At 68.9% G+C, this 13788-nt stretch carries 12 protein-coding genes; 6 read left to right on the top strand and 6 right to left on the bottom strand.

The genetic code is table 11. From position 1 onward, the window contains the following. Nucleotides 1–39 precede the first annotated feature (39 nt). Complete coding sequence (locus HNV26_RS12230) at nucleotides 40–264, top strand: heavy-metal-associated domain-containing protein (RefSeq protein WP_171441762.1); 225 nt, start codon at nucleotides 40–42, stop codon at nucleotides 262–264. Nucleotides 265–458: 194 nt separating this feature from the next. Here HNV26_RS12230 and HNV26_RS12225 read toward each other — a convergent pair whose 3' ends face one another. From HNV26_RS12225 to HNV26_RS12200, 6 genes are all read right to left on the bottom strand, one after another. Beyond that, nucleotides 459–1094, bottom strand: a complete 636-nt coding sequence (locus HNV26_RS12225) for an RNA polymerase sigma factor (RefSeq protein WP_171441761.1) — start codon at nucleotides 1092–1094, stop codon at nucleotides 459–461. A 57-nt stretch (nucleotides 1095–1151) separates the two neighbouring features. After that, nucleotides 1152–2474 (bottom strand): multicopper oxidase family protein, encoded by a 1323-nt coding sequence (locus HNV26_RS12220; RefSeq protein WP_171441760.1) that lies wholly within the window; start codon nucleotides 2472–2474, stop codon nucleotides 1152–1154. Between the two features lie 43 nt (nucleotides 2475–2517). Continuing rightward, a complete protein-coding gene (locus HNV26_RS12215) occupies nucleotides 2518–3978 on the bottom strand; it encodes a TolC family protein (RefSeq protein ID WP_171441759.1) in 1461 nt (486 codons plus the stop codon). A 24-nt stretch (nucleotides 3979–4002) separates the two neighbouring features. Then, the gene (locus HNV26_RS12210; protein WP_171441758.1) at nucleotides 4003–4422 is read right to left on the bottom strand and encodes a hypothetical protein; all 420 of its coding nucleotides are present in this window, start codon (nucleotides 4420–4422) and stop codon (nucleotides 4003–4005) included. A gap of 79 nt (nucleotides 4423–4501) precedes the next feature. Further along, a complete protein-coding gene (locus tag HNV26_RS12205) occupies nucleotides 4502–4882 on the bottom strand; it encodes a cupredoxin domain-containing protein (RefSeq protein ID WP_011553456.1) in 381 nt (126 codons plus the stop codon). Nucleotides 4883–5068: 186 nt separating this feature from the next. Next, complete coding sequence (locus tag HNV26_RS12200; RefSeq protein ID WP_171441757.1) at nucleotides 5069–7354, bottom strand: heavy metal translocating P-type ATPase; 2286 nt, start codon at nucleotides 7352–7354, stop codon at nucleotides 5069–5071. 353 nt (nucleotides 7355–7707) lie between these two features. Here HNV26_RS12200 and HNV26_RS12195 point away from each other — a divergent pair, with 353 nt between their 5' ends. The 5 genes from HNV26_RS12195 to HNV26_RS12175 all read left to right on the top strand — a co-directional run bounded on the left by HNV26_RS12195 (nucleotide 7708) and on the right by HNV26_RS12175 (nucleotide 13648). Continuing rightward, nucleotides 7708–8163 carry a cupredoxin domain-containing protein gene (locus HNV26_RS12195; RefSeq protein WP_171441756.1) on the top strand — a complete coding sequence of 152 codons (456 nt, stop codon included), beginning with the start codon at nucleotides 7708–7710 and terminating at the stop codon, nucleotides 8161–8163. Between the two features lie 167 nt (nucleotides 8164–8330). After that, nucleotides 8331–9725, top strand: coding sequence for a multicopper oxidase family protein (locus HNV26_RS12190; protein WP_253816496.1), 1395 nt, complete (start codon nucleotides 8331–8333; stop codon nucleotides 9723–9725). A gap of 162 nt (nucleotides 9726–9887) precedes the next feature. Further along, nucleotides 9888–11315 carry a sensor histidine kinase gene (locus HNV26_RS38955; protein ID WP_171441754.1) on the top strand — a complete coding sequence of 476 codons (1428 nt, stop codon included), beginning with the start codon at nucleotides 9888–9890 and terminating at the stop codon, nucleotides 11313–11315. Beyond that, a complete protein-coding gene (locus HNV26_RS12180; RefSeq protein WP_171441753.1) occupies nucleotides 11312–12712 on the top strand; it encodes a sigma-54-dependent transcriptional regulator in 1401 nt (466 codons plus the stop codon). Before HNV26_RS38955 ends, HNV26_RS12180 begins: the two co-directional genes overlap by 4 nt. A gap of 309 nt (nucleotides 12713–13021) precedes the next feature. After that, nucleotides 13022–13648 (top strand): DUF305 domain-containing protein, encoded by a 627-nt coding sequence (locus HNV26_RS12175; RefSeq protein ID WP_366816856.1) that lies wholly within the window; start codon nucleotides 13022–13024, stop codon nucleotides 13646–13648. The last annotated feature ends 140 nt before the right edge of the window (nucleotides 13649–13788 follow it).

The following is a 13788-nucleotide window of genomic DNA, read 5'->3' as shown; positions in this document are numbered from 1 at the left end:
GAGCCGGCGATGAACGCCGCTCGATGATGGAGCCACCCGATGAACCCGAATGATGAGACCCTCCTGAAGGTCGACGGAATGACCTGCCGGTCCTGCGTCAGCCACGTCAACACCGCGCTGCGGAAAGTCGAAGGCGTGCAGGACGTCAACGTGCGGTTCGAGCACGGCCAGGTCCTCGTGAAACACGACGCCGCGACCGCGAACGTCAACATCCTCATCGAGGCGCTCCGCGACGCCGGGTACGAGTCCGCCCCCACCGCATGAGCTGCCTCCGTGTGCGGACGGGCCCCCTTGCCCGTCCGCACCGCCAGCCGCGCCCCCCGTCCCTCGTGTGAGCCGCCGTCGCGGCAATGACAGCCAACATGCGCGTGAAGCCCAGAAGGACTCGGGCTCCGCGCGGCCTGGCTGCGCCCATCGATTGGAGCAGCCGGGCATGTCGCGTTGAAGCCGCGGTCAGGTCATGCCTTCGCGCTCCCGCAGCCCCCGGGCTTCTTCTCGGCGCCCGGCGTCGCGCACGTGCAGTCCAGACAGCCGTGCGAGGCGCACGTACCGCACGAAACCTCCAACTGTTTCTTGAGCGCCTTGCGAGCACGGTGCAGTCGCACCGCCGCGTTGTTGGACGTGATGCCCGCCTCCAGGGCGAAATCCGGGACGCTGACGCCCTCCACCTCCACGCGCCGCAGCGCCTCGGCATACTCGGGCTTGAGGGTGCCGGCCAGCCGGCCCACGCACTGGCAAACAGCCTGCGCCAGTTCCGCTTCCGGGGCATGGCCCTCCTCGAGCTCACTGGCCAGCGAAGCCAGCGCGCGCTCCGTCGTGCCACGACGCCGGTAATGGTCGATGACCGCGTTGCGCAGCACGCTGTAGAACCATGCCGTCAGCGATTCATCTTCGCGGAGCGTCTCCGCCTTGCCCATGCCACGGACGAACGCATCCTGGAGGATGTCCTCCGCCACCGCGCGGCTCCCAACCCGACGCTCGAGGAAGCGCAAGAACTCCCGGTGGTTCTCCACCAGGCTGGAAATGACGTCGGCGGACAGGGGCCGCACCACGCCATCGGTCTCCGCACCCGCACCCTGATTCATGTCACTCATGCCGTTCAGGTACAGGGCCGGAGGACCCGGTGCAAGCCGTCCTCTGCCCCTTCGCCATCAACCAAAGCGCTCGTCCGGATTGATGCCGTCCGCGTCCATGCGCACCGGGTCGGCCCTTTCCGCCACCGTCCCCTTCGGGTGCACATACCAGCCGCTCCCATCCTCGGTGTCCGGGTTCTCGCGCACCTTGAGGAGCGTGAACATGCCGCCCATGTCGATGGGGCCGAAGGGCCCCTTGCCGCCCTTCATGGGAATGCTGTTGGCCGGCATTGGCATGCCCATCTCCTCCATGCCGCCCATGCCCTCCTGCCCCATCGTCATGTACCCCGGCACCAGCGCCTGCACCCGCCGGTCGATGGCCCGTGCGTCAGCGCCCAGCGTCACCGGAGCCGCGTGTCCCATCTGGTTCATCACGTGGTGGGTCATGTGGCAGTGCATGGCCCAGTCACCCGGTTCGTCCGCGACGAACTCGATGACCCGGGTGCTCCCCACCGGCACCAGGATCGAAGTTTCCGGGTAGCGGGCGGACTCGGGGACGAAGCCCCCATCCGTCCCCGTCATTTCGAAGGACAGGCCGTGCAGGTGAATGGGGTGGTGGTCCATGGCGGACAGATTCCCCAGGCGGATGCGCACCCGCTCCCCGCGTCCGATGACGAGCGGCTCGGTGGCCGGGAAGGCCTTGGAGTTGAACGTGAGGACATTGAAGTCGCTCATCGCGTTGGGGTCCGGCCGGCGCATGCCTGGAAGCACCTTCCACTCGTGCGTCATCAGCGCGAAGTCGCGGACCACTCTCGGGCCGCGCGGACGCTTCGGATGGACAATGAACATCCCCATCATCCCCAGCGCCATCTGGGTCATCTCATCGTAGTGCGGGTGATACATGTACGTGCCCGGCTGGTTCAGCGTGAACTCGTAGGCGAAGGTCTCTCCGGGGGCGATGGGGCGCTGGTTCAGCCCGGACACGCCATCCATGCCATTGGGAATGATGAGCCCGTGCCAGTGCACGGTGGTCGGCTCGGGCAGCCGGTTGGTGACGTAGATGCGAAGGCGGTCTCCCTCCACCGCCTCGATGGTGGGCCCTGGCGTCGAGCCGTTGTAGCCCCATGCTTCCACCTCCAGCCCAGGGGCGAAGGTGTGCTTCACAGGCATGGCCACCAGATGGCCCACCTTCACGCCCCCCACCTTCCTCCAGGGCAGCGTGGAGCCGTTGGGCGTGGTGACGGCCACCTGCCCGCCCGGAGCGACGATGCTCGGCGTCCTGGCGCGTGCGCTGACGGGAGCGGAAGGCACGGCGTGGGTCTGTCCTTGCGCGAGGGCGTGGCTTGCGACCAGCGTGCCTCCAGCGAGCGCACCGAGCTGAATGAACTGCCTGCGGTCCATGGTGGTGTGTCCTCTCAACGTCGAAGTGCCGTGAATGTGAAGGTCAGTGCGCGTCCGCCGCGGCGGCCGGACCGGCGCTCGCGCTCATCGACGAAACGCGGATGGAGCCCAGCTCCAAGCCTCGGTGACGACCCGCCAGGAGTTGCTCCAGCGCGGAGCGGGCGCGGTGGTGGTCGAGCAACGTCTCCACGTAGGTGCTGGCCGCATCCGTCACGGCGGCCTCGGCACGCAGCACCTCGAAGACGCCCACCTGCATGGCGTTGTACTGAAGCAATGTCTCGTCGAGCACCTGGCGCCGGGCCGGCAGGAGCACGTCACGGACGTGCCGCGCTCGTCGCCCCGTGGACTCCACTCGGCCGCGGGCCTGCCGCAGCGAGGCGCGGATGGCGGTGGCCGTGGCCTCGTAGCGGGCCTTCAGGGACTCGCGAGAAGAAAGGGCCGCCATGCGCACGCCCTGCTTGCGGTCGAACAGCGGCAACCCCACCGTGAGGTGCGCCCCCATCTCCCACCGGTCCTCGTCCTTCTCGCCGTGGAAGCCGCCGGACAGGTGGGGCAGAAACCCCTCCGTCCGCGCGAGCCCGTGGCGCCGGTCGGCGGCCTCCATGCGGCCGCGCAGCTCGGCCAGGTCGAGGCTCGCCTCGATGGCGCGCGCCTCCAGCCCCTCCCCCAGCTCCAGGTCGTTGACGGGGTCGGCCAGCGGCGAATCCACCGTCCACTGCGTGCGGGGCCCAAAGAGGCCCAGCAACACGTTGAGGGCCTCGCGCGAGTCCAGCAGGGCGCTCTCGGCTTCTGCCACGGCCAGGCGCGCGGACTCCACGGCGGAGCGCTCGGTGGCCACCTCCAGGGCGCGGACGTTGCCCGCCTTCTCCAGCTCCACCGCCGTGCCGTAGCCCGCCTGTGCGACCTGCAGCGCCCGGTTGCGCAGCTCCAGTTGCTGGTGCCGGGCCTGGACCTCGTAGAAGCCCAGGCGCGTGCGGTAGGCCAGGTGCAGCACCTCGCCCGCCGTGAGTGCGCGCTCGGCCGCGCGCTCGGCCAGGGCCACCCCGCGGCGCTGCGGCAGGAGGATGAGCTCGGACAGGTCGTACTCGAGCCCGATGTCCCCTTGTAGAGGCTGCCCGCCACGGGTGGGCTTTCGCATCTCCAGCTCCACCTCTGGATTGGGAGGAAGGCTCATCTGCACCAGGTTGCCAGTGGCGACACCCAGCGCGTGCATCGCGGCGCGCAGGTCGCGGTTGTTCAGCAGGGCGATGCGGACGGCCGTGTCGGCGGTGAGCGGCTGGGCCAGCAGCGCCTGCACGGCCGCATCCGCGTCCTCTCCCCGGAGGGCCTCGCTGGTGAGCCCGGCCATCGGGTCCCCAGGCATCCAACGAGCGCCGAGCGTCGTGTGCACGTCACGCGCATCATTCGCCAGGGGAACGGTGACGCATCCCCCCAACGTGAGCATGGACGCAACGAGGGTGCCTGCGGCGGGCCGCTTCCAACGTGACGATGACCAGGTCTTCATGGTGCCTCTCTCCGTCGCGGGCGGCTAGTGCTGGTGATGGTCGTGGCTGGGGGTGGGAACGCCGGCATCCGGGGTGCTATCGGAGTGCCCCCCGTGTCCCTCGTGAGCGTTCCCCTGCTTCGCGTCATGGCCCGAGTGCCCACCGTGGCCCGAGTGCCCAGAGGAATGCCCTGTCGCGTTGCCTTGCCGAGCGGTGCCTCCATGACCGCCTGGGTGTCCTGGATGGCCCGCGTGGTCGCTCCCCTTCACTCCGTCGTCGGAGGCAATCCCCGACGGCGCGCGCAGCGGATCGGCATCCGTCAGCACCGCGACCAGATTCGGACGGGGGGCCTCCGGCGCACGCAGGGAAGTGGGCGACGTGGAGTCCTCGTCGAGCGCGCTCCAGGGAGCGGCGGCGCAGGCCGTGATGGGAGACAACAAGGAGAGGACGAGGAGCTTCTTCATGATGGGATTCCTTTCGGAGCAGGTGACCGGCTTCGGCCCCTTGGACGTGGCAGGGGCCGGCGACTTACAGGCCCGGGGTTCAGACCTCTGCGATGAGGCGGCCGCGCAGCATGCTCATGCCGCAGGTGAAGTCGTACGCGCCGGGCGTGAGCGCGGGCAGGTCGATGGTCACCACGCGCCCGGTGGGCAGCGTGCGCGAGACGCCGAGGTCGCCGAGCACGATCTGCTCCGAGCACGCGGAGCGGTCCGTGCGCAGGACGTTGAGCTTCACCGGCACGCCCGCGCGGACCACGATGCGGTCGGGGCGGTAGCCGCCGTCCACCATCAGGTCCACTTCCTGCGCGCCGCCCACCTCGCTCCGGGCCCGGGTGCGCTGGCGCGGGCCGAAGAAGAACAGGACGGTGGCCGCCGCGGCCAGCACGCTGCCAGAGACGACTCCCACTTCGATAGAATCCAACATGACGCGCTCTCCCTGGACGCAGGTTCCACGCAGCGGGCCAGGGAGCAGGTCGCGCCCTCATGTCCACCGCGTTCACCCTGTTGACGCGCCAGGAGCCGGGCTCTTACAGGTGCCGTGAATGCACGAACGCCACGGTCCCGAATGGAGGACCGTGGCGCCGTGGGGACTTCGTAAGGAAGGTCTGGCTCAGGCCGCCTGGGGCGCTGGCAAGCGCAGGCGCCGCAGACGCAGGCTGTTGAGCAGCACCGACACACTCGACAGGGACATGGCCACGCTCGCCAGCATCGGTGACAACAGCCAGCCTGTCAGGCCGTAGAGCAGCCCCGCCGCGACCGGGATGCCAAGCACGTTGTAGAGGAAGGCCCAGAACAGGTTCTGCCGGATGACCCGCATCGTGGTGCGAGCCAGCCCGAGCGCCGCCGGCAGTCCTCGCAGGTCGGAGCGAAGCAGCGCGACGCCCGCGGCGTCCCGGGCCACGTCCGTCCCTGTCCCCATGGCGACACCGAGGTCCGCCTCCGCCAGGGCTGGCGCGTCGTTGATGCCATCCCCCACCATGGCCACGCGCCGTCCCTCCGCCTGGAGCGTACGCACCACGTGCGCCTTGCCAGACGGCAGCACACCGGCGAAGACCCGGTCGATGCCGAGCGCGCGCGCCACCCGTCCGGCCGGTCCCTCATGGTCGCCCGTGAGCATCACCACGTGCAGCCCCATGCTCCGCAGGGATTGGACCACCGTGGCGGCCTCCTCCCGCTCTGGATCCGCGATGCCGATGGCGCCGACCCAGCGCCCGTCCACCGCGATGAGCACGGGCGTCTGCCCGTCCGCGGTGAGCACACGCTCGGCGTCCTCGCTCCCGGACACACCCCGTCCGTCCAGCATCCGACGGCTGCCCACGAGCACCCTGCGCCCGTCAACCTGGGCCTCCACGCCATGTCCCGGAGTGGCGGTGAACGACTCCGGCGCGCCGACCTTCAGGCCCCGGTTGGAGGCCTCGGACACGACGGCACGGGCCAGCGGATGCTCGCTCGCCGATTCGGCGGCGGCGGCGAGGGCCAGCACTTCGTCCTCCGTCATGCCGCTCGCGGTGAGGACGCGGACCACCGCCGGGCGCCCCTGGGTCAGCGTGCCCGTCTTGTCGAGCACCACGGTGTCGATACGGCTCGCGCCTTCCAACGACGCGGCGCTCTTCACCAGCACTCCGAGCTGCGCACCCCGCCCCATCCCCACCATGAGCGCCGCGGGCGTGGCCAGGCCCAGGGCGCACGGGCAAGCGATGACCAGCACGGCCACCGCGTTGAGCAGGGCCATCGTCAGGCGCGTCTCCTCGGGGGCCAGGACGAACCAGGCCGCGAACGTGGCGATGGCGATGAGCAGCACCACCGGAGTGAATACGCCGCTCACCACGTCCGCGAGGCGCGCGATGGGCGCCTTGGTGCCCTGGGCGCGCTCCACCACCTGCACAATCTGCTGGAGCGCGGTGTCACTCCCCACCTTGGCGGCGCGGAAGACCAGGCGGCCCGTGCCGTTCATCGTCCCGGCGAAGACCTCCGCGCCCGCTGCCTTCTCCACCGGCAGGCTTTCCCCCGTGAGCATGGATTCGTCCACCGAGGAGGCCCCATCCACGACGGAGCCATCGACGGGGATGGACTGCCCCGGACGCACCACCACCCGGTCCCCCACCCGCACCTCGGCGAGAGGAACCTCTCGCTCGACGCCATTCTCCAGCACGGTGGCGATGGAAGGGGCCAACGCCTGAAGCCGCCGGATGGCATCCCCTGCCCGGGTGCGTGCTCGCGATTCCAGGAAGCGCCCGAGCAGCACGAAGGCAATCACCGCGGCCGCCGCCTCGAAGTAGATGGGAGGTGCGGCTCCGTGCCCGCCATGACCTCCGTGGTCCCCGGTGACCATGAATGTCGGCCACACGGTGGCCACCACCGAGTAGATGAAAGCCGCGCCGGTCCCGAGCGCCACCAGGACGTTCATGTCGGCCGCCCTGTGCCGCAACGCGGCCCACGCCGCCCGGAAGATGGGACCACCGCTGTACGCCATGACTGGCAGCGTCAGGCCGAGCTGCACCCAGGTGGAACCGGTGAAGTCGAGCGCTCCGTGGGACATGGCCAGGACGACCACCGGCAAGCCCAAGAGCACGGCCACGGCGAGCCGGCGCCGGAGCCCTCGCTCCTCCGCGGCGTCCGTCTCTTCGGCGGTGGAAGCCTGGGGCACCTCGGCGCGATAGCCGGCGTCGGCCACCGCATGGGCCAGTGCACTGACGGACGTGGTCCGAGCATCGAAGAGCACGCTGGCCCGGCGCGTGGCAAAGTTGACGCTGCACTCCTGGACACCCTCCACCTCGCTCAGAGTGCGCTCCACGCGGCGCGCGCATGCGGCGCACGTCATCCCCGACACGGCGAGGTCCATCCGCTCCAGGGCGCCCGCGGGAGACCGGGACGAGGCTGCTTCAACGGCATTCATGGGGCTTCCTCCTGCCCGCGAGCTAGCGGGTCCCCCCACTGACGCGCCTCCCCCGAAAGGCTTACACCTGCGAAGAGGTCCAGCCGCGGTGGCCAGCACCGCGTGCGCGACCCGCAGCGCGTCGGCCATGAACGGCACTTCACGGCGGCCGTGGAGCGACGCCGCATCACGCTCCACCTGTGACCGTGACGGTTACAGCGAAACCCATCTGGGTACTCCGGACAGGTGTCGCGCCACGGCAACCCCGCATGAACAGGCGCGTTCAGTCCTCGGCACGCGTTGTGCTCCAGCGGACCGGCTTCACAGGATGCCGGACGTCCCCGAGGCATCCTCACTCTGGGAGCAACCAAGCGATGAAGAAGAGCCTGATGGGACTCCTTGCTGCACTCCCCCTGATTGCCGCGGCCCCCGCGGTCGCGGTTGACGAGCACGCCAAACAGAGCGAGCACGCCGGGCACGGCGATCACTCCGCGCACGGAGGCACGGCCAAGAAGGCCGCTGCGCCCGCACAGAAGCCCGCCTCGGCCCCGGCCACCAAGAACGGCGTCCAGACCGTGGACCTCACGGTGACCTCCAAGGGCTTCGAACCGTCGGACGTGAAGGTGAAGGCGGGGCAGCCCGTCCGCCTCGTGGTCACGCGCAAGACGGCCAAGACATGCGCCACGGAAATCGTCATGGCCGACCTGGGCATCAACAAGCCGCTCCCCATGGACACGCCGGTGACCGTGGAGTTCACCCCCAGCAAGTCGGGCACGCTGCGCTACGCCTGCGCGATGGACCACATCAGCGGGCTCGTCACCATCCAGTAGAGCGCCGTTCCGGGCAGGCTCCGCACCGAGCTCGCGCGCTTGCGGGCCGGGCCACGCCACCACGGCGGCGTGGTCCCCTCCTCGCCCGCGCCTTCCATCATTCGTGAAGAGGCTTCATGCATCGCAATCGCTGGTTCATCGGGGCAGCGCTCGTTGCCCTCCTCGCAATGCTCGCGGCACTCGGCCTCGGCCAGGAGGAGGATGCCGCCGTGGCGACGCCCCCGCAGCCGCGCGTGGCACCGCCCTACCCTGAAGACATCCCGTCCACGGGCCGCGTGCGCGAGTTCGAGCTCGTCGCGGCCCCGACAGCCCTCCCCCTCCTGGATGGCCGGAGTCTGGAGGTCTGGGCATACAACGGCCAGGTCCCCGGCCCCACCCTTCGCGCCACCCATGGCGACACGGTCCGCGTGCGATTCACCAACAAGCTGCCGCAGCCGACGACCATCCACTGGCACGGCATCCGGCTTCCGAACGGAATGGACGGCGTGCCCGGGGTGACCCAGCCTCCCATCCCACCTGGGGGAACCTTCGTCTATGAGTTCAAGGTGAAGGACGCAGGAACCTACTGGTTTCACCCGCACCTGCGCGGGAGCGAGCAAGTCGAGCGCGGGCTGTTCGGCGTGCTCATCGTGGAGGACGCGAAGCCCGGCCCTTTCTCACGCGAGCTCGTCTGGGTGCTCGACGACTGGCGACTCGACGCGGGTGGCCAGATTGACGGCCGATTCAACACGCGCCACGACCTCGCGCACGACGGCCGCTGGGGGCAGGTCTCCACGGTGAACGGCGCGGCCCAGCCAGAAGTCCCGCTGCAGCCCGGCGAGCGGGTGCGCCTGCGAATGGTCAACGTTGCGAACGGGCGCGTGTTCGCGCCTTCCTTCGAAGGACTGGACGCATCTGTCATCGCGATCGACGGGCTGGCCACGGACCGGCCGCTGCCGGCCTCCCGCCTGGAGCTCGCGCCTGGGAACCGCGTCGACCTGGACTTCACCGTTCCCCAGGCGCTGAGCAACCCGCGCCTGGAGGTGATGGACCACTTCACACGCAGGCCGTTCCCTCTCGCAACGCTGGTGGTGTCTGGAGAGGTCGTGCGGCCGCCCGAAGTGGCAGCAGTAGCCCCGCCCCCCAGCCCTGACCTCTCTCCAGCGCGCGCACTACAACCCGCGGAGACATTCCGGCTGAATGCGAGGCGGGGAGGCCCCTTCGGCATCGAGTGGACCATCAATGACGAGGCGTTCCACCACGAGGGGGAGCATGCCTCCGCGCACCACAAGGTCTACCGGCTCCCTGCCCACCAATGGGCCACGCTGCGTTTCGTCAACGAGTCCTCCCGCCTGCACCCCATGCACGTGCATGGCCAGTTCTTCCGCGTGGTGGCGCGCAATGGAGCATCGGTGGACGAGGGACACTGGCGCGACACCGTGCTGATTCGTCCAAGGGAGACGGTGGATGTGGCGATGTTCCCGCAGGACGTGGGGGCCTGGATGCTCCACTGCCACATCCAAGAGCACGCCGAGGCCGGGATGATGACGCTCGTGGACGTCCATGCGGAGGGCTCCCACTAAGCGAGCCCCCGGCCCATTACAGTGTGACCGGCCTGGTCACACCCGGCCTTCTTCCCGCAACGATGAGGGAACGCCGCCCAGGAATGAGTTCAGCCACATGCAGCGCGCACCACAGTGGCCTGCCTGTTGCTAAACCCCTACCTTCGTTCGCCAGGGGATGTCGTGTCCGGAACCGCTCGCAGGCTCTTCTACGCCTTCTCGCTCCTCGTCCTGACCTTCGGCGCGGCAGCCTATGCCGCGCTCGAGGGCATGGCGGAGATCCACGAGGCCCTGCACAGCGTGCGGCGGCAGGAGACGGCCGTGCGCACCACGCTGTCGCTCGCGACCTCGGTCAGAGACCTCTACGCACACCAGGCGCACACCGTCATCCTCGGCAACGCCAGCCACCTGCCCCTCTACGACAGCGCCTATCACCGTGCCATGGAGCGCCTCGAAGCGGTCCAGGCCCAGGCCACCACCTCCGAGGAACGCGCCCAGGTGGAGACCATGCGCCGCACCACGATGGAGTTGGACCGGCTCTTCCGCGAGGCACTCGTGCCAGCCGTGCTGCGCCAGGACCATGCCACCGCGGCCCGTGAGCACGCCAGGGCCCTGGAACTGGTCGACGTCATCCAGGAGAGCGCGGACACCCTGGCCTCGCACTACGAGCGCGCCATCGGCAAATTCGAGGAGCACGCGAGCACGGTCCAGCACGCCAGCTTCCAGTGGACGGTCGCCATCCTGGCCGCCGCAGCCCTGCTCGCGGCGGGCGTAGGCCTCTACATCGGCCGCTCGGTGGCCCGCCCGGTCTCGCTGCTGGAGGCCGGCGCGGCCCGTATCGCCGCGGGCGACCTCACGACTCGCATCGCGCTGGACCGCCCGGATGAGTTCGGAAGGCTGGCGCAGCAGTTCAACCGGATGACCGCCGCGCTGCGTGAGCACCAGGAGCGCCTGGTTCAAAGCGAGCGGCTGGCGGGCATCGGCCGCCTGGCGGCGGGGGTGGCGCATGAAATCAACAACCCCCTGGGCGTCATCCTCGGCTACGTGCGCCTGCTTCAGCGCAAGGCAGAGGGTCCGCTCGCGGACGACCTGCACATCATCGAAGAGGAGACGCTGCGCTGCCGTGACATCGTGGAGGGGATGCTCGACCTGTCGCGGCCACTCCAGGTCCCGGGCGAGACGCTGGAGCTGAGAGAGTTGGTGGAGGAGGTCGTCTCCCGGCAGCGGGAGTCCGCCCAGCACTCCGCGGCATCCCTCACCGTGGAAGGCGAAGCCCGGGTGGCGGGGCATCCGCAGCGGCTGCGGCAGGTGGTCACCAATCTGGTCAAGAACGCCATGGAGGCCGCAGGTCCCTCGGGACAGGTGACAGTGGCCATCCACGCCCACGAAGGCGAGGTGGCGCTTTCATTCCGCGACAGCGGGCCCGGCCTCTCTCCCGAGGCACAGAAGCGGATGTTCGAGCCTTTCTTCACCACCAAGCCCCACGGCACCGGGCTGGGGTTGGCGGTGTCGCAGGCCATCGCCCAGGCCCACGGTGGCCACATCCAGTCGCGCAACCTGCCTGGACGTGGTGCGGAATTCACCCTGCATCTCCCCCGGAGTACGCCGTGACGGACAGACCGAGTGTTCTCGTCGTCGACGACAAGGAGAACATGCGCCACCTCATCACCCGCATTCTCGGTGACGCCTATCAGGTGAGGACGGCTGAAGACGGAGGCCGTGCACTCTCCCTCATCCAGACGCAGCCGTTCGACGTGGTGGTGACGGACATCCGAATGCCGGGAGCGGACGGCTTCGAGGTGCTCAAGGCAGTCAAGCAGCATGCGCCCACCACCGAGGTCATCCTGATGACGGCGTACGCCTCCGTCCCCAAGGCGGTAGAGGCCATCAAGGAGGGGGCCTATGACTACCTGCCCAAGCCCTTCGACCCGGACGAGGCGTCCCTGGTGGTAGCCCGCGCCCTCGAGCGCAAGCGGCTCAAGGAGCAGGCCGCCTCACTGCGACGCGAGCTGGAGGGCATCTACAGCTTCCAGAACATCATTGGCAGGAGCGCGCCCATGCGTGCGCTCTACGGCCTGCTGGAGCGCGCCTCCGAACTGGACATCACGGTACTCATCACCGGAGAGACGGGGACGGGCAAGGAGTTGGTGGCGCGGGCCATCCACCACCACGGCCCACGCAAGGACCGGCCCTTCATCGCGGTCAACTGCGGCGCGCTGCCCTCCGAACTCATCGAGAGCGAGCTGTTCGGTCACGCCCGGGGCGCCTTCACCGGCGCGGTAGAGACCAAGGCCGGTCTCTTCGAGGCAGCCTCCGGCGGAACCATCTTCCTGGACGAGATTGGAGAGCTGCCCCTGTCCGTCCAGGTGAAGCTCAACCGCACGCTCCAGGACAAGGAGGTGCGCCGTGTCGGAGACGCGGTTGCGCGCCGCATCGACGCACGCGTCATCACCGCCACCCACCGCGACCTCAAGGCCGAAGTGACTGCGGGCCGCTTCCGCGAAGACCTCTACTACCGGCTCAATGTCTTCCCGGTGCATCTGCCGTCCCTGCGAGAGCGGCGCGAGGACATCCCCCTGCTGGCCATGCACTTCGTACAGAAGGCGGCGAAGACCTACCGGCAGATGGTGGATGGCCTGGAGCCGGACGCGTTGCGCGCGCTCACCGGGTACAACTGGCCGGGCAACGTGCGCCAGTTGGAGAATGCCATCGAACGCGCGGTGGCCATCACCACGGGCTCCCGGGTGGGCCCTGACGCCCTCCCCCCTGAAGTCACGGGCGGACAACAGGGAGCACTGCCCGCGGACCATCTGGTGAAGATGCCCTTCCGGGAGGCGGTGGACCTGGCGAGGGACCGTGCATCGCGCGATTACCTCATCGCGCTGCTGCGGGAATTCGGGGGCAATGTGACGCGGGCTGCTGAACGCGCGGGCATGGAGCGCGAGAGCCTCCACCGGCTCCTCAAGCGCTTTGGCCTGCGCTCCGATGACTTCAAGGAGCAACCCTGAGCAACGCATGCAATCAAGCTGCATGCGTCCGATGAAGGCCGGGGAACGACCGCCTCACGTACGTGGGCAACGAGGACGGCAAGAGCCTGATCGGCTTTGACGCCAGCCCCCTCGATGTATCGCGTCCCCATCCCCTGGGCTTCATCACCCACCAGACCGCGGGACGCGCAGCATCGCCGACGCAGCCTCGCGCGCCGTTCGGAAGCCCCTGTGAGGTGACCTGTAACCCCGCCGCTCACAGGTGCCGCGGGCCTCCTCCATGCACAGCATCCGGCGCGGCGCACGCCCTGGCAATTCGGCCCACCCCGGATGCCAGGCGTCCGCCCTGGAGGCTGTGAACATATGAAATCCTCAATGCTGTGCAGCGCCCTGGTGGTCGTCTTCCTCGCAGCGGTAGCGGGATGTGGAGATGACGAGTCGCATGAGGGCATGCCCATGGGCAGTGACGTTGCCCCCGAGCGGCTCGTCGTGGACGGCAACTATTCCGACGAGCGGTTCATCGACATGATGGCCGCGCACCACCAGATGGCCACCGAGATGGCCACGGTCGAGGAGCAACGCGGCACGCGTCAGGAGCTCCGCGCGCTGGCCACGAAAATGATTCAGGACCAACGCCAAGAAATCGAGGAACTGAAGGCCCTCAAGCAGGCCCACTTCGGCTCCTCGGATGTGCCGACGATGATGAGCGAGTCCGAGATGCAAAACAGCGGCATGCTGATGACCGCCGAGCTCGCGCGACAACCGGACGTCGACAAGGCGTTCATCGATTCGATGATGCCGCACCACTCGGGCGCTGTTCTGATGGCGAGCGTCGCGCTTCGCCGGACCAGCAACGCGGAGATTCGCGCACTCGCCCGCGGAATCATCGACGCACAGACGAAGGAGATCGGTCAGCTGATTGAGTGGCGCAAGTCTTGGTACGGCAGTCAACCGTAGCGGGCATCGACACACTCACGACAGGAGGCGGCGAGCCACCGCCTCCACCGCCTTGAGCCCCTGACCGAAGCGACCGCAGCGTGGGATGCAGAAAAGTGTGACCTCCCTCGTCCGGGTGTAACAGCGCGGGTTACGCCAGA

The organism is Myxococcus xanthus (genome assembly GCF_013116825.1).
In the GTDB taxonomy this organism is placed as follows: Bacteria; Myxococcota; Myxococcia; order Myxococcales; family Myxococcaceae; genus Myxococcus; species Myxococcus xanthus_B.
Note: the sequence above shows the minus strand (reverse complement) of the source record. Positions and strands in the feature narration are given on the sequence as shown.